The sequence below is a fragment of the Leptospira harrisiae genome, assembly GCF_002811945.1.
Taxonomy (GTDB): Bacteria; Spirochaetota; Leptospiria; order Leptospirales; family Leptospiraceae; genus Leptospira_A; species Leptospira_A harrisiae.
The window spans coordinates 602,269-617,435 of record NZ_NPDX01000001.1 but is presented as its reverse complement, the minus strand read 5'-3'; the positions used below and the strand labels follow the sequence as shown (position 1 = coordinate 617,435).

The following is a 15,167-nucleotide window of genomic DNA, read 5'->3' as shown; positions in this document are numbered from 1 at the left end:
TCGATTACCGTTTTCCCAAATTTAGTACCTGGCCATCCTCTAACGGTTGTTCCAAGATACTGTCCTCCATTTTGATTTGCGCACCAGGTACATATCCACCCGCCATATCAATCAAATCCTTTCCGTTTGCACCTGCTTCCAATGAATAGAATCCGGGATTCAATACGGGCCCCTCAATTCTAACACGAATCGGATCTTCAGAATAGATTCTTTTTCGCAAATCAGGGTTTTCCTTTAAGTAATAGAATCCGGCAAATAGTATCGTCACCAATACAGAACGTCGAATCCAATCTATAGCCAAAGGAAATCCCCCTCTGGTTTATTTTCGGCAAGAAGGGGGGAAAAAAATTAACGTTCGTGCAGTAAAATGCGAACTTTTGCTTTCTTTAGAAGAATTTCTTTGTCTTTGGAAACGGGAAGGGCTTCTGCTTCCTCTAGGAGTTCTACCGCATGGTCATGAGACAAATCGTCCTCAGAATCCCCACCTTCGGTAAGCACTCGGATTTGATCATTTCTCACTTCACAGAACCCCCCATCGATGGCGATTCGGAACTCTTTTCCTGCTGTATGCAATTTGATGAGTCCGAAATCGAGTTGGGAAACAAGAGTCGCGTGACCTGGCAAAATTCCAAAATAACCCACAGAACCTGGCAGAATCACTGATTCTGCCTTGCCCTGATACAGGATTTTGTCGGGAGAGATGACTGTTAAAGTCAGTTCTTTACTCATCCGAATTAACCTTTGAGTTGTTTCGCCGCTTCGATTGCTTCGTCAATCGATCCGACCATGTAGAAGGCTTGTTCTGGAAGCGTGTCATACTTACCTTCAATGATTCCTTTGAAGGAACGGATGGTATCTTCCAATTTTACATACTTTCCAGGTCGACCAGTGAACTGTTCCGCTACGTGGAACGGTTGAGAAAGGAATTTCTCCAAACGACGAGCACGAGATACTAGAATTTTGTCATCCTCAGAAAGTTCGTCCATACCAAGGATCGCGATGATATCTTGTAAGTCTTTGTATCTTTGAAGAATTCTTTGAACTTCACGGGCAGTGTTGTAGTGTTCTTCCCCAACGATTTGTGGGTTCATGATACGTGATGTGGAATCGAGCGGATCCACAGCAGGATAAATCCCTTTTTCAGAAATCGCACGAGACAATGTCGTTGTTGCATCTAAGTGAGCAAACGCCGTTGCTGGAGCCGGGTCAGTTAAGTCGTCGGCAGGAACGTAGATCGCTTGCACAGAAGTGATGGAACCACGAACCGTAGAAGTAATCCGCTCCTGTAATCCACCCATCTCAGTAGAAAGAGTTGGTTGGTATCCTACCGCAGATGGCATACGACCAAGAAGGGCCGATACTTCTGAACCTGCTTGAGAGAAACGGAAGATGTTATCTACGAAAAGTAAAATGTCTGATCCGGATTCATCACGGAAGTTTTCTGCCATAGTTAATGCAGAAAGTGCGATACGTAGACGAGCACCTGGTGGTTCGTTCATCTGACCAAAACAAAGAACTGTTTTGTCGATAACTCCCGATTCCTTCATCTCGTTCCAAAGGTCGTTTCCTTCACGAGTTCTTTCACCCACACCAGCGAACACAGAGTAACCACCATGTTGTTTTGCAATGTTGTTGATAAGCTCTTGGATAAGAACCGTTTTCCCTACCCCTGCACCACCGAATAGTCCTGTTTTTCCCCCTTTGATATAAGGAGCGAGTAGATCGATTACCTTGATTCCTGTTTCAAAAATCTCAGTTTTAGGTTTAATTTCTTCGTAAGAAGGAGCGCTTCTATGGATAGGCATCTTTTTTACGTCTTTAGGAAGATCACCGAGTTCGTCGATAGCCTCACCAAGTACGTTAAAGATACGACCAAGAGTTTTTGTTCCTACGGGAACAGAAATTGGAACTCCTGTATCAATGACTTCTAATCCTCTTTTTAATCCGTCAGTGGATTGAAGGGAGATCGCACGAACCGTGTTGTCTCCAATGTGCTGTTGCACTTCTGCAGTAATTGTTACGTCTTTGCCGTTCACTTTAGATTGGATTTCTACGGCATTGTAGATCTCAGGCATATTCCCGGATTCAAAACTGATGTCCATTACCGAACCGATGATTTGTTTAATTTTACCTTTATTCATATATACTCCGAAAGACCTTTGTTAGGAGATGGCTTCCGCTCCCCCTACGATTTCTGAAATTTCCTGCGTAATTTTTGCCTGACGAACTCGGTTGTAACCGCGAGTCAGAAGTTTGATCATCTCACCAGCAGCATCCGTAGCTGCTTTCATTGCCACTCTTCGTGCAATGTGTTCGGAAGCTACCGACTCTAAAATGATTTTAACAAAAGTAGTTTTGATCACCATAGGAAGTAGGTTTTCCAAAATAGTTTTTGGATCCGGTTCATACAAAACCTCCGGACCAGAAGATCCTTTTGCACTTGAATCTTCCATTGATAAAGGAAGAACCGTTGTGATCTCTGGTTTTTGAGTTGCTGCCGAATAGTAATGAGTGGAAATAATTTCAACTGAATCCACTGATTCATTTGCAAAACGTTCCATAAAGTAAGATGCAAGATCGTTTGCTTCTTTACTTCCTGCTTTGTCATCGATATTGGTATGTGTTGTTACCAACTCAACTTTTGCAAATTTAAAGAAAGAAATTGCCTTTTTCCCTGCAGCATGGACTTCAACTTCCACACCTTTTGACTTCAACTCTTCTATACGGTTTTTGACCATACGAAGAAGGTTGGAGTTAAAACCACCGCATAACCCACGGTTTGCGGCAATCGCAAGGATAGCAACTTTTCGGATTTTGTCCGGCTTCCTTAAGTAAGGGCTGTGGATGATCCCGGCAAGGCTAGACAAAGAAGAAACTAACTCACGAGTTAAATCAGCGTATGGTTTCGCCGCATTTACTTTGTTAGTGGCTTTTTTTGCCTTTGCCGTGGAGACCATCTCCATGGTTCGAGTGATTTTTCTCGTGTTTTTAACCGAGTTAATCCTCTTTTTTATCTCACGCGGTGTCGCCAAGATCTTTCCCCTTAATTATTCTTTGCTAGAAAATGTTCAGCAATCGACTTGATTGTTTTTTGCAGAGCCGCTTCTTGTTTTACTTCTTTGGCAGTTCTGATTTCTTCCAAAATTTCAGAGTGTTGTTCTCTCATCGTTTTCAAAAGGTAAGTTTCAAATTCACGAACCTTAGCTGTAGGAATTGTATCCATAAAACCTTTTGTTACAGCAAAGATGGAGATTACTTGTTCTTCTACCGGAGTTGGAGAATTGTTTGGTTGTTTGAGAATTTCAAGAACTCGGTATCCACGATCAAGCTGAGCTTGTGTCACTGGGTCCAGTTCAGTTCCCAACTGTGCAAACGCTTCTAAGTCACGGAACTGCGCCAAATCTGACTTAAGTGTTCCCGCTACTTTTTTCATCGCTTTGATTTGCGCTGCAGATCCAACCCGTGATACAGAAATCCCCACATCCACCGCAGGGCGAAGGCCCGATGCAAATAGGTTGGACTGAAGGTAAATCTGACCATCAGTGATGGAGATTACGTTGGTAGGAATGTATGCTGATACTTCCCCTTCTTGCGTTTCAATGATTGGAAGTGCTGTCATAGACCCACCACCGAATTTATCATCAAGTTTTGCTGCTCTTTCAAGGAGGCGAGAGTGAAGGTAGAATACGTCCCCAGGATATGCTTCACGACCTGGTGGGCGGCGAAGTAAAAGTGACATTTGTCGGTATGCTACGGCTTGTTTGGAAAGGTCATCGTAAACAACAAGTGTTGCTTTCCCTTCTTCATACATAAAGTATTCAGCCATCGTCGCACCAGAGTAAGGTGCAATGTATAACATAGGAGCAGGTTCAGATGCGTTTGCAGATACGATGATCGTATACTCTAATGCACCTTTTTCGCGTAACATTTCGATGGTGGAAGCAACAGTAGATGCTTTTTGTCCAATCGCTACGTAAACGCAGATCACACCTTTTCCTTTTTGGTTGATGATGGTGTCGATCGCGATGGAAGTTTTTCCTGTTCCGCGGTCACCAATGATGAGCTCTCTTTGTCCACGTCCAATTGGGATCATCGCATCAATTGCTTTGATTCCTGTTTGCATTGGTTCGTGAACTGATTTTCTCATCGCAATCCCTGGAGCTGGAGACTCAACAGGTCTTGTTTTTTTTGCGTTCAGAGGTCCTTTTCCGTCGATCACTTCCCCGAGTGGGTTAAGCACTCGACCGAGAAGTTCAGGTCCTACTGGAACTTCGAAGATCTTTCCTACACGTTTAACGGAAAAACCTTCTTCAATTTTAATATAATCACCGAAGATTACAACCCCTACGGAGTTTTCTTCTAAGTTGAATGCTTGTCCTCGAACTCCGTTTTGGAATTCAACAAGCTCTCCTGACATTACGTTCGTGAGTCCGTAAACTCTCGCAATCCCGTCCCCTACTTCGAGAACCGTTCCGACTTCTTCAACTTGAAGGTCTTTTTTGAAGTTTTTAATTTCTTGTTTTAGTACCGACGTTACTTCGTCTGTTTTAATTTTCATTCAAATGCTCCGACTGGGATTTTCTTTTGGAGGAGAGCCTCGCGAGTTCCTGCAAGTTTTGCACGGATCGAGGCATCGATTAAAAAGTCGTCTATAAAGAGTTTGAATCCACCAATAAGGGCTGGATCCGTTTGTTCCGTAACACGTAATTCGCGTTCGAACTTGGAAGAGATAGACTTGGTGATTCGATCTACAGCTTCTTTGCCAAGAGAATCTTTGGAAACAATGCGAAGAGAACTACGATTTTTAAGTCGGTCCACTCCTGTTCTATAATCTTCCAAAATATCCTTGAGGAATAGAAATCGATTCTTACGAACCACAAGTGTGATGAAGTTGGCAACGATTTCCGATGCCTTCCCTTGAACTGACTTTTCAGCAGTTCTTTCTTTCTCAGAAGGATCAACTAATGGAGAAAGGAAATAATGGCGAATTGACTCATCAGAAAAGAAAACATCAACGAGTGTTGAAAGTTCCTCTTCTGTTGACTCAAGTGAGTTAGCTTCCTGAGCTAACTCCAAAAGTGCCGTTGCGTAAACCTTTGAAATTTGGTTCAGACTCATTTGATTTTAAGTTTATCGAGTTTTGCGATCTCTTTTTCGACAAAGGAAGCATAGTCTTCCTTCTTCAATTGTTTCTCCAAGATCTCACTCGCGATGAGAACGGACATTTCCACAATTTGGTTTTGCATTTCAGACAAAGCTCTGCTCTTCGCTAAATCGATTTCGCGAATTGCGTTATCTTTAATGCCTTTCACTTCGTTGTGTGCTTCTTCCGTCAATCGAGAGCGGAGAGCAACTGCATCTTTTTTAGCTTCATCTACAATTTTATGAGCTTCTTCCGTCGCTTTGAATAGTTGGTCTTTGTATTCTTTTAAAGACTTTTCTGCTTCTACACGAAGGGTTTCTGCTTTGTTGATATCGCCTTGGATGCCGGAAGCACGTTCTTCGAGAGCATGAAGGATCTTGTCCCATGCAAATTTTTTAAGAACGAAGACAACAACTGAGAAAGTGACCAGGGTCCAGATGACCAGACCCGGATTGACTTTCAGCAAATTGAAGCCGGAAGCCGCGAGGATAACCAAGACTATTGTCCTTGTTCTACTTTAGTGGCACCAGCACCAATTGTTTTGTCAATTGAGCCATTGAGTTTGAGCGCGATAAGAAGAGCGATAACCACTGCGAAAAGTGCTGCTCCTTCAATCATACCTGCTGCTACGTAAAGAACGAGTTGGATCTTTCCAGCTGCTTCTGGTTGGCGGCTGATGCTTTCTGCCACTGATCCACCAATTCTACCAATACCGATTCCTGCACCAAGTAATGCAAGTCCTGCTGCGAGTCCTACTGCGATGTATCCTAAACCGAATTCCATTGTTTTCGTTTCACTCCTGTGTGTTTTATAATATAAATAAAACCAATCTTAATGTCTATGCATCACAGTTCCGATGAACACGGTTGTGAGCAGTGAGAAAATGAACGCTTGTAAAAAAGCTACAAGTAGTTCTAAAAAGTAAATGAGCACTGAACTGAGAACAGATACAGGTGCGATGAGCCAATTTTCGCTCATAAAAATAAACCCAAGTAACGCAAGGATCATAACGTGTCCTGCTGTCATGTTGGCAAGTAACCTCATGGTTAACGCAAAAGAACGTGCAATATGAGTGACGATAAATTCAAGAACCCACATAAGAGGCCAGAGTGGAAGTGGAACTCCCTTTGGAACCGCGTGTGCTACGAAGGAAATTCCTTGGTAAGTGAATGCCGTTCCGTAAATAGTAAGTAATGTAATGGATGCCAAAGACAGAGTGACACTGATGTCCCCCGTTGGTGTGATTCCTGACCAAATCTCTCCAAAGGTATGAAGAGAATGTGGTGTATGTTCGAAAACTCCGAGAGCCACAAGTCCATCAGAAGCGGCAACAGTTAACTCACCGATCGAAGGAATGAGGCCAAACAAGTTACAGAAAAGGATAAAGAAAAACAACGAGAAGATATAGTGGTAATAAGAATGTCCGTGGTGATCAAGGGATGCATCCACAACGTTTTCTTTTAGATAAGATATGAAAGCCTCTACACCAGATGTGAATTTGTTATGAACTTTTTTAGGGTTCCTTGAAATCAAATTAGCCGCTGGGATAAAGATAATGAACATAAAAAAACAAGCGATCCACATCATGGTCACTCGTTTGGTGATGTGAAGGTCGAGGCCACCAACATAGTGGTATTTCACACCGTCATGGTTTACAAAAACATCGTGGTTTTCTGCGTCAAATCCAGGTTGTCCTTCTGTGACGATGGAACCACCAAAATTGAGAGGGAAAATGGGAGCATCCCCTAAGTGGTGCGCCATCACTTCACTGAAATCGAAGCCCTCATCAGAGCCGTGCCCTTCCGAATCGTTTGCAAAAACATTCGTAAAACTAAGGGAAAAAACTAATAAAAATGATAAAAAAAACCGATATTTAGACTTATTTTCCACTGAAATAGCTCGCAAATACAAGGAAAAGAAGGTGGACGAAATAGGCAATTAAAAATCCAGAAGTTGCCTCAAAAGGGTACTTTAAGACCTGCAAAGCGGTCAAAATGCCCAAATTTAGAAAAAAGGAGAGGAATACTGTGAAAAAAGGGAAGCCTGACTCTGCTAGGGCTGGTATTTTTCTCGGAAGAAATCTCAGTTGCAAAATTGCCATTTGGATGGCAAAGGACATAGCTCCACCGAAATAAAAAATCATTCGATATCCATCCGCCACCAAACCTATTGTTAGTGGGAGACTTAGAATGAATATAAGAAGTAAGTAACTAAAATAGTGTAGATGGAACCTTTTGAGATTGATTGTGTTTAGATCCATTGGTTGTAGTTTGTGAGATAGGGATATGGGGGCAAGTAGGATTGGGAGTGCGTGGGGGATAGAATGGTAGAGATCCCCGCCCTAATCGAACTGGGTGGGGTAATCCACCCGCCACCCAATGGCTACCATATATCACATGTTTGTTGGTTTGTATAAAAGAAATCAACATTTCCCTTTTTTTATGACCGGAAGTTCATGTTTTTGTTAAATAACCAAAACCTATTCCTGATTTGTTTCTACATTGGCGAAAGCCCATACTTGGTATTCAGATAAAAAAAGACTTTTTCAACATCTGTATCCGAAAGATCTGTATTGAAGTATAATACTTCTGCAATGTCCGCATCAAGATTTCCGTTACCTAAATAAATAGTATTTGGACTAGCACCACCAGAATAATCATACGAGATTGGCACTTGGCTTTTCAAACTACCATTCCAATACTCTCGACCAGAAGTCACCAATATTTGCACAGAACCTATCGCCAGAAATTCATTTTTTGGAATTGGTAAAGCTGATATGGTAGAGCAACTTGCACCATTTCGACAGACAAGATATGCCGAAATTGGATGATCTACAGAAATCTCTCTTCCTTGACCACCATGTATATTGATTAAAGTGATTCCACCAGTAATCGTATTGACTAACTTCATCACAAAAAAAACGCTTCCGCTATTAGTAACATACAATCCAACTCCGCCAGATAAATTCATCTTTGATACATTTACACTTCTAAATTCTGCAACTGGGTATCCATTGGCTTGACCTTTTCTATAAAGTGTATGTATGGTCGGTGCTGAAGCTTGCGTAATATGATTTCCATAACCACTAACATCCGACCAAGTTAGAATCGGATCTCCATCATTCAGCGTTAGTTGGTCTGCTTTAAACCAAAGCCGAAGGGAACCAGAACCCAAAACGCGAGGAGCAACCATTTGTATTGTGTATTCATTTGTGCTTCCATCCGCACCGGTCACAATGTACTTCAATGGAGATAGATAGGAATTGGAAGTCACACCACTCGTTTGTGGAACCCCATCGACAGTAACAGAGACACCATTAGTTTTAAAATTAGCAACATAAGAAGAGATTGCCACGATTGATTCGGAAGTGATTACAATCTGGTTCCCTTTGATGATCCCAGTTACTCCCAAACTAGGAATTGAATACTCTAAGATTTCCTTGGGGATTACCGGGAGGTATACTTTACCACAAGTAGCACTCTTATCCGAAGTTGCCCATTTTAACAGCAATGAGTCTATAAACTTTTGCCCATTGGGATCACATGGATTTTCGGAAAATGGATTTTTGCAGGAAACTATAAATAATAAGATAAAAAAGCAAAGTGAGGAAATAAGTCTCGGCATATGAGCAATGAACCTTCGCTTTTTTAGGCAACAATGAAAATGAACCTAAACGATGTTAGATCCTTTCCGGAATTGAATTTCAAGTCAAGAAAAAAGTCGATAACTATTTCTAGATATTTAGATTTCTTTTATGCTTGGGCAAGTTCGTCTAAAATTTCTTTCAACTGGATTGCTTGGTTCTCTTCAATCCCTGATAGACAAAAAATCTGTTCAGGTATGGCCTTTGCCTTTTCCCGTAAATGTTTTCCATTTTTCGTAAGAGAAACAAACACTACACGTTCATCTTCAGAACTTCTCTTACGCTCAACAAACCCATTTTGTTCTAATCTCTTTAATAAAGGAGTTAATGTTCCAGAGTCCAACTGTAGGCGTTCTCCAAGCCCACTCACTGTAATTTTCTCATCTTCCCAAAGTACCAACATCACAAGGTATTGCGGATACGTAAGTCCCACTTCTGCAAGAAGCGGGCGGTAGATCTTCATCAAACGATGCATTGAAGAATATAAAGAAAAACAAATTTGGTTCTTCAAAAGAAGAACCTCATCTGTTGGACTCTTATGCTTTGACAAGTTTTTCGATATCCTTTTCAATATCTTCGGGTTTTGTAATTGGCGCGTATCTTTTCACCACATTCCCTTGTTTGTCGATCAAGAACTTTGTAAAATTCCATTTAATGTCAACGGAACCAAAAATCCCTGGAGCCTGTTTTTTAAGATGTTGGTAGAGTGGATCAGTATTTGGTCCGTTCACTTCCAATTTGGAAAAGATTGGAAAAGTAGTTGAGAATGTTCTTTCACAAAACAACTTAATTTCAGCATCTGTTCCTGGTTCTTGTTGACCGAACTGGTTGCACGGGAACGCCAAAACTTCTAATCCTTTTGCTTTATAACGATCATAAGTTTCTTGAAGGCCTTTGTATTGAGGGGTAAAGCCACACTCGCTCGCAGTATTCACTATCAAAAGCACTTTGTCTTTGAACTGCTCCAAAGGGACTTCCTCGGATCCACGTTTCACTTTAATTTTGTAAAATTCTTCTGACATCTATTTTCTCCGTAAGTATTATTTAGATTGTGCACAATCTAATTTTGTTCAATCTTTTTGCTGAAAATAGGGAAATTCTTTCACGTTTTCGGGTGGATATGGCTGGAATTAGGATATCCCCGCCCTGACTCGGGTGGGGAACTAGACCCGCCACCCAATACCGTCGCCTTAACACGCCATTAGCAATCTTGCGATCACCTTCCCGATTCCCGAATATTTTTTTCAAAAAAGTTCCTAGTTTTGCAGAATTGACTCGCCTTCAAAAGAGACACCAATCGTAATGATACGAATTTTATTTCGCATCTCGAAAAGATATTTGGAGCAAACAATGAAAATACAATTGGTCTTACGGCCTTTGTTGGTATGTGCACTTTTCCTTCTGCCCGGTTTCCTCGCCGCAGAAGGAGAACTACCATCCTCCCCTACCATCGATAAATCTGATACAGCATGGATGTTAGTTTCTTCCGCATTTGTGTTTTTTATGATCCCAGGACTTGCCTTGTTCTATGGTGGTATTGTCCGTTCCAAAAATGTTCTATCAACGATGATGCATAGTTTTGTTGCGATCATAGTGATGACATTACAGTGGACTATCTTTGGATATAGTTTTGCTTTTTCTGGCGAAAATCCTTATTTCGGGAATTTCGATTTAGTATTTTTAAATGGAATCGACATTGATTCAGTAAAAGGAACTATCCCAACTTACGTTCATTTTCTATTCCAAGGAATGTTTGCGATCATCACTCCTGCTCTTATCTCCGGTGCAATCGCAGAAAGAATTAAACTATCAGCCTACGTTGTGTTTATTCTCGTATGGTCAACGTTAGTTTATGACCCAGTAGCACATTGGGTATGGGCCGATTCAGGTTGGTTATTAAAAATGAATGCCCTTGATTTTGCAGGAGGAACCGTAGTTCATTTGATCTCAGGAATTGCCGGTCTTGCCGCTGCCATCGTCATCGGAAAACGGAAAGGTGATGCTGGATTACTAACTCACCCAAATAACATGACTTATACGTTACTTGGATCTGGTTTATTGTGGTTTGGTTGGTTTGGATTCAATGCTGGCTCTGGACTTTCTGTAAACGGACTTGCCGCAAGAGCATTTTTAGTGACACTCATCGCACCTGCTGCTGCAGGAGCAAGTTGGCTACTCATTGAATGGTTGCATACAAAAAAGGCAACTGCACTCGGAGCAGCTTCTGGCATTGTGGCAGGCCTTGTTGTCATCACACCTGCTTCTGGTTATGTGGGAGTGCAAGGAGCCATCATTATGGGATTTTTAGTTTCACCAATATGTTATATGGCAATTTTACTGAAGGGTAAACTTCGTTATGATGATACACTCGATGCTTTTGGTATTCATGGTGTAGGTGGGGCGTTTGGAGCAATTCTCACAGGGATTTTTGCCTTAGAGTTAGCTGAGGGAATGACTTTAGGAAACCAAATCACTGCTCAAGTGCTCAGTGTCGTAGTCACGGGAATCTATTCATTTGTTGTTTCTTACATACTTGCACTTGTAATCGAAAAAACAATTGGTTTTAGAATCGAAGAAGACAAAGAAGTCACCGGGCTCGACCAAGAGATCCATGGTGAAAAAGGATATGATATTAGGTAATCAAAATGAAATTAGTCATTGCAATCATCCAACCACATAAGTTAGAAGAAGTAAAAAACGAACTTACGAAAAATGAAATCTATCGTTTAACAGTAAGTGATGTTCAAGGTTATGGCCAACAAAAAGGAAAAACAGAAGTATTCCGCGGACATGAATACCAAGTGAACCTTCTCCGAAAGGTAAGATTAGAAATCGCAGTCAATGATGAGTTTGTCAAACCTACTGTTGATGCCATTTTAAAAGCTGCAAAAACAGGACCTGAAGGTAAAATTGGCGATGGAAAAATCTTTGTCATGCCACTAGAGGAAGTAATCCGTATTCGAAGCGGCGAACGAGGAAACAAAGCCATCTAATAAATATTTGGTGCTCCGAGGGATTTTTTCCCTCGGAGTTCATCATTAAGACACAATCTTTTCGAGGATATACTCTTGGTTGGATTTTCCACCGGGGACAAATGGATACACTCCCCAACTCGAGGGTACTCTCACCTCAATGATACCCGGCCCTTCTGTTTCCAAAACTTTTTCTAATTCATTAACCCCTAACTTCCAATCCCACTCATAATATCCAATTTCGAAAGACTGGCATAACATAGAAAAGTCAGGATGAAAATGAAATTTAGAACCAGAGTACAAACTTCCGTAAAAAAGATCTTGTTGCTGTTTCACTAGCCCTAAATGTTCATTATTGATTAAGATTATTTTTACATTTAAGTTATGTTCCTTTAGTGTAGATAATTCTTGTAAGTTCATCATGATGGATCCATCGCCTGTAAAACAAAAAACATGAGCTTCTTTATGACTTAAAGCAACGCCAATCGCTGTCGGAAGACCAAAACCCATAGTACCCTGCCCACCGGAAGTAATCCAAGACATCGGATGAATCAAAGGAAAATACTGAGCAACCCACATCTGGTGTTGGCCTACGTCCGTGAGTACAAAATGTTCTCCACTTGGCAAAACCGAAGCAAAGTCTGAGAGGATAGATTTCATTGGATGTTCTTCTGGAATATGTTTCCAAGTTTCGATCTGTAACAAAGAGTCTTTATTTTCAATCGAAAATTCTTCTTCTAATAGAAAGGGAAGAACCTCAGAGATATCTTTTTGTAAACTCAAATTAACAGATTTATTTTTGCCAATTTCCCGAGTGTCAATATCAATATGAATGACTTTCGCTTGGTTACAAAATTTTTGAATAGCACCCGTAGCACGATCATCAAAACGAACTCCAATCGCAATAAGCAAATCACAAACACCGAGTGCTTCATTCGCAGCTACTGTACCATGCATGCCCATCATTCCTAAATTCATAGGATCTTCTTTTTCAAAAATTCCAAGACCCATAAGAGTCGTTACTGATGGTATTTGAAAACGAGAAACAAACTCTCTTAACCTTAAGTATTCCTTTTTTGCGCCCCCACCTACATACAATAAGGGAAACTTAGAATTCTCTAGTAGAGTTTTGAATTCTTGTAAAAACAAATCCATACTTTCAAAGGATAAATCGTCTAAATTGTCCAATAAGACTCTTTGATTTGAATTCTGGGATGAGGAAAAATCCATATATTCATTAACTAATGTAATCGTTTGTGTTTGAATGTCTTTAGGTAAATCAATCCAAACTGGTCCCATCTTTCCTTCGCCGCATATACGATATGCTTCCTCTAATGTTTCAATGATTTGGTTTGGCTCTTGGATCAAATAAACTTTTTTAACAATTGGCGATACGATCTTTGTCGTTGGCAATTCTTGAAAAGCATCGGTTCCCATTAAGGACAATGGAACTTGCCCGGAAAATACTAGTAAAGGAACTGAATCCCTTTGTGCATCTGCAACAGCAGTGATCAGATTGGCAACACCTGGACCCGAAGATACAAACACGACACTCACTTCACCCGTGCTCCTTGCTCTACCTTGCGTTATGAATCCTGCGCCTTGTTCATGCCTTGCTAACACATGTTCGATGGTTGATTCTGCTAAACTTTCATATAAAGGGAGGATGGTTCCGCCAGGTACACCTGGTATCCAAGAAATTCCTTTTGATTCTAAAAAACGTATGATATATTGGCTTACGGTGATTTGTTCCGACATAAAGACACTCTCCTTAGTTGGTTTCCCCGTCGACTTCTGCTTTCTGTCGACCGAGGAAACTAAGGAAAATTTTATGACAGAAAGCTACGTATGTATGAGGAGACTACGACGACAAGGACGAGAGTAGTGAGGACATAGTTAGACAATCCAATAACAGGCGTGGAATCCATGATTTCGCTGTTTGAAGTTGTCTGATTAGTCATGACTCTTAAAAGTTTTTTGCAAAGAATGATAACGTCAAGAATTTATTTGGTACCAGTTACGACTTTTTATTCTTCGGAAAACGCAAGCTTTATCGCAGATAAAATAGTTTACAATACCTGTGAACAGAAACGATCTTTATTCGTTTTCCTTGGCTCGTTTGATGAGAGAATAAAAAGCAAAAATAAAACCTAAGAAAAAACCGACGAGAAGCCAGAGTGGCTCCGTTTTCATATAGTCGTCGAGATAATATCCTCCCACTACAAAAACTGCAATGGAAGAAACAAATTCAAAACCGGCACCAGCCATTGCCATTGATGACTTCTCCGGTTTTTTATCTGATGGTTTTTCAGATTCACCTGCCATCTTATTGGAGGATACGCCCAATTCGATCCCACCTAACACTAAGTCTCCAAAGTCGGTATCGAATGGTTCTTTCAATCCACCCTAACCTTGATTCATCATCTCTATAACGAGAATTATGTGAGGAAAATACTTCAGTGTAATGACAACGATTATCTAAACTTTCACCTTCAAAACGTTCCGCAATTTCAGGTCCTTTTTCTGCAAGCTCCTGACCATCTTTATATTCACAAGTGGAGTCTTTCCAATCGATAGAGAAATAAATGATAAGGGCCTTACCTAAGATGTCCTCTCGTTTCACAAATCCCCAGGCACGTGAATCATGTGAATCATCTCTATTATCTCCCATCACCATGTATTGGCCTTCAGGGATTTGACAGCCGTGTAAAAAATCGCAGTATTCAAAGATATGTGCACGACGATCATCTTCAAATCCTTCTAAAATCAAATGTTCAAAACCTGGTTTGACTTCTTTAAAGAGGGCTCTTTGAGTTGCTTCTAAATTGTCCAAATCGGAAAGTTCTTTTCCAATCGGAACTTCCTGTGGTTGGTAGGACCGAAACTCATCAGAACCTTTTTCCTTATACTCAATGAGTGCAAAGTGTACCCTACCTCTATCTTTGGTATCAATGTATTTACGAGTGATTCGGATTGTATCTCCGGGAAGACCCACGACACGTTTCACAAATCGTTTGGCAAAAATCCCAGTCCTTGATTCTTCTTGGGCAAGTGCTGTTGCCGGAGGGATAAATGTAACAATATCTCCACGTTTTGGATCATCGATTCGAAAGAGTTCCTTTTCGGTAAAGGGCATACGAAAAGAATAACGCATTTTATTCACAAACAAAAAATCCCCGATTTTGAGTGTGGGGATCATCGAACCAGAAGGAATATTATTAGCATCTAATATAGATGATTTGAAAGCAAATACAAGAACGACAATGATTCCGAAAGAAATTCCAGAAGCGGCCGCTCCCTCTTTTGGTGGTTCCTTAGAATCTTGTTTTGGTTTGGATTGGAAGATAGTGGAGAATATTCCCATAGGTTCGAAGCTAGGGAATTGGAATTTTCTGTCAAGAAAGGGGGA

17 protein-coding genes are annotated in these 15,167 nt (G+C 40.9%); 2 read left to right on the top strand and 15 right to left on the bottom strand.

Annotation, left to right across the window (positions count from 1 at the left end):
- Window positions 1-4: 4 nt before the first annotated feature.
- From CH364_RS02925 to CH364_RS02865, 12 genes are all read right to left on the bottom strand, one after another.
- The gene (locus tag CH364_RS02925; RefSeq protein ID WP_243401220.1) at window positions 5-220 is read right to left on the bottom strand and encodes a hypothetical protein; all 216 of its coding nucleotides are present in this window, start codon (window positions 218-220) and stop codon (window positions 5-7) included.
- Between the two features lie 128 nt (window positions 221-348).
- Complete coding sequence (gene atpC, locus CH364_RS02920; RefSeq protein ID WP_100742140.1) at window positions 349-729, bottom strand: ATP synthase F1 subunit epsilon; 381 nt, start codon at window positions 727-729, stop codon at window positions 349-351.
- Between the two features lie 5 nt (window positions 730-734).
- Window positions 735-2,141, bottom strand: coding sequence for a F0F1 ATP synthase subunit beta (atpD, locus tag CH364_RS02915; protein WP_100742139.1), 1,407 nt, complete (start codon window positions 2,139-2,141; stop codon window positions 735-737).
- Between the two features lie 21 nt (window positions 2,142-2,162).
- The gene (gene atpG, locus CH364_RS02910; protein ID WP_100742138.1) at window positions 2,163-3,032 is read right to left on the bottom strand and encodes an ATP synthase F1 subunit gamma; all 870 of its coding nucleotides are present in this window, start codon (window positions 3,030-3,032) and stop codon (window positions 2,163-2,165) included.
- A gap of 11 nt (window positions 3,033-3,043) precedes the next feature.
- Window positions 3,044-4,558 (bottom strand): F0F1 ATP synthase subunit alpha, encoded by a 1,515-nt coding sequence (gene atpA, locus CH364_RS02905; protein WP_100742137.1) that lies wholly within the window; start codon window positions 4,556-4,558, stop codon window positions 3,044-3,046.
- Window positions 4,555-5,118, bottom strand: coding sequence for an ATP synthase F1 subunit delta (gene atpH, locus CH364_RS02900; protein WP_100742136.1), 564 nt, complete (start codon window positions 5,116-5,118; stop codon window positions 4,555-4,557). Before atpH ends, atpA begins: the two co-directional genes overlap by 4 nt.
- Entirely contained in the window at window positions 5,115-5,639 is a 525-nt protein-coding gene (locus CH364_RS02895) for a F0F1 ATP synthase subunit B (RefSeq protein ID WP_100742135.1), read from the bottom strand. The genes atpH and CH364_RS02895 overlap by 4 nt, the downstream gene beginning before the upstream one ends.
- A 2-nt stretch (window positions 5,640-5,641) precedes the next feature.
- On the bottom strand, window positions 5,642-5,926 hold the full coding sequence (gene atpE, locus CH364_RS02890; protein WP_002975055.1) for an ATP synthase F0 subunit C: 285 nt from the start codon (window positions 5,924-5,926) through the stop codon (window positions 5,642-5,644).
- Window positions 5,927-5,974: 48 nt separating this feature from the next.
- The gene (gene atpB, locus CH364_RS02885) at window positions 5,975-7,054 is read right to left on the bottom strand and encodes a F0F1 ATP synthase subunit A (protein WP_423790166.1); all 1,080 of its coding nucleotides are present in this window, start codon (window positions 7,052-7,054) and stop codon (window positions 5,975-5,977) included.
- Between the two features lie 585 nt (window positions 7,055-7,639).
- Entirely contained in the window at window positions 7,640-8,653 is a 1,014-nt protein-coding gene (locus CH364_RS02875; protein WP_100743360.1) for a DUF5018 domain-containing protein, read from the bottom strand.
- A 242-nt stretch (window positions 8,654-8,895) separates the two neighbouring features.
- On the bottom strand, window positions 8,896-9,336 hold the full coding sequence (locus CH364_RS02870) for a MarR family winged helix-turn-helix transcriptional regulator (RefSeq protein WP_100742132.1): 441 nt from the start codon (window positions 9,334-9,336) through the stop codon (window positions 8,896-8,898).
- The gene (locus tag CH364_RS02865; RefSeq protein WP_004786784.1) at window positions 9,323-9,808 is read right to left on the bottom strand and encodes a glutathione peroxidase; all 486 of its coding nucleotides are present in this window, start codon (window positions 9,806-9,808) and stop codon (window positions 9,323-9,325) included. The genes CH364_RS02870 and CH364_RS02865 overlap by 14 nt, the downstream gene beginning before the upstream one ends.
- Before the next feature lie 328 nt (window positions 9,809-10,136).
- Between CH364_RS02865 and CH364_RS02860 the strand changes: the two genes are divergently transcribed.
- Together CH364_RS02860 and CH364_RS02855 are read left to right on the top strand one after the other, a co-directional pair.
- Entirely contained in the window at window positions 10,137-11,426 is a 1,290-nt protein-coding gene (locus CH364_RS02860) for an ammonium transporter (RefSeq protein ID WP_243401218.1), read from the top strand.
- Window positions 11,427-11,431: 5 nt separating this feature from the next.
- The gene (locus CH364_RS02855) at window positions 11,432-11,779 is read left to right on the top strand and encodes a P-II family nitrogen regulator (RefSeq protein ID WP_002975072.1); all 348 of its coding nucleotides are present in this window, start codon (window positions 11,432-11,434) and stop codon (window positions 11,777-11,779) included.
- Window positions 11,780-11,824: 45 nt separating this feature from the next.
- On the opposite strand, the gene ilvB is transcribed toward CH364_RS02855, so the two are convergent.
- From ilvB to lepB, 3 genes are all read right to left on the bottom strand, one after another.
- Entirely contained in the window at window positions 11,825-13,516 is a 1,692-nt protein-coding gene (gene ilvB / locus CH364_RS02850; protein ID WP_100742130.1) for a biosynthetic-type acetolactate synthase large subunit, read from the bottom strand.
- A 339-nt stretch (window positions 13,517-13,855) separates the two neighbouring features.
- Window positions 13,856-14,104, bottom strand: coding sequence for an AtpZ/AtpI family protein (locus CH364_RS02845; RefSeq protein ID WP_243401217.1), 249 nt, complete (start codon window positions 14,102-14,104; stop codon window positions 13,856-13,858).
- Window positions 14,085-15,122, bottom strand: a complete 1,038-nt coding sequence (lepB, locus tag CH364_RS02840) for a signal peptidase I (protein ID WP_423790149.1) — start codon at window positions 15,120-15,122, stop codon at window positions 14,085-14,087. Before lepB ends, CH364_RS02845 begins: the two co-directional genes overlap by 20 nt.
- Between the last annotated feature and the right edge of the window lie 45 nt (window positions 15,123-15,167).

Coding starts and splice junctions, on each gene's coding strand:
- atpC (WP_100742140.1), bottom strand. CDS start 729: ATGAGTAAAGAACTGACTTTAACAGTCATCTCTCCCGACAAAATCCTG.
- atpD (WP_100742139.1), bottom strand. CDS start 2,141: ATGAATAAAGGTAAAATTAAACAAATCATCGGTTCGGTAATGGACATC.
- atpA (WP_100742137.1), bottom strand. CDS start 4,558: ATGAAAATTAAAACAGACGAAGTAACGTCGGTACTAAAACAAGAAATT.
- atpH (WP_100742136.1), bottom strand. CDS start 5,118: ATGAGTCTGAACCAAATTTCAAAGGTTTACGCAACGGCACTTTTGGAG.
- atpE (WP_002975055.1), bottom strand. CDS start 5,926: ATGGAATTCGGTTTAGGATACATCGCAGTAGGACTCGCAGCAGGACTT.
- CH364_RS02865 (WP_004786784.1), bottom strand. CDS start 9,808: ATGTCAGAAGAATTTTACAAAATTAAAGTGAAACGTGGATCCGAGGAA.
- CH364_RS02860 (WP_243401218.1), top strand. CDS start 10,137: ATGAAAATACAATTGGTCTTACGGCCTTTGTTGGTATGTGCACTTTTC.
- CH364_RS02855 (WP_002975072.1), top strand. CDS start 11,432: ATGAAATTAGTCATTGCAATCATCCAACCACATAAGTTAGAAGAAGTA.
- ilvB (WP_100742130.1), bottom strand. CDS start 13,516: ATGTCGGAACAAATCACCGTAAGCCAATATATCATACGTTTTTTAGAA.
- lepB (WP_423790149.1), bottom strand. CDS start 15,122: ATGGGAATATTCTCCACTATCTTCCAATCCAAACCAAAACAAGATTCT.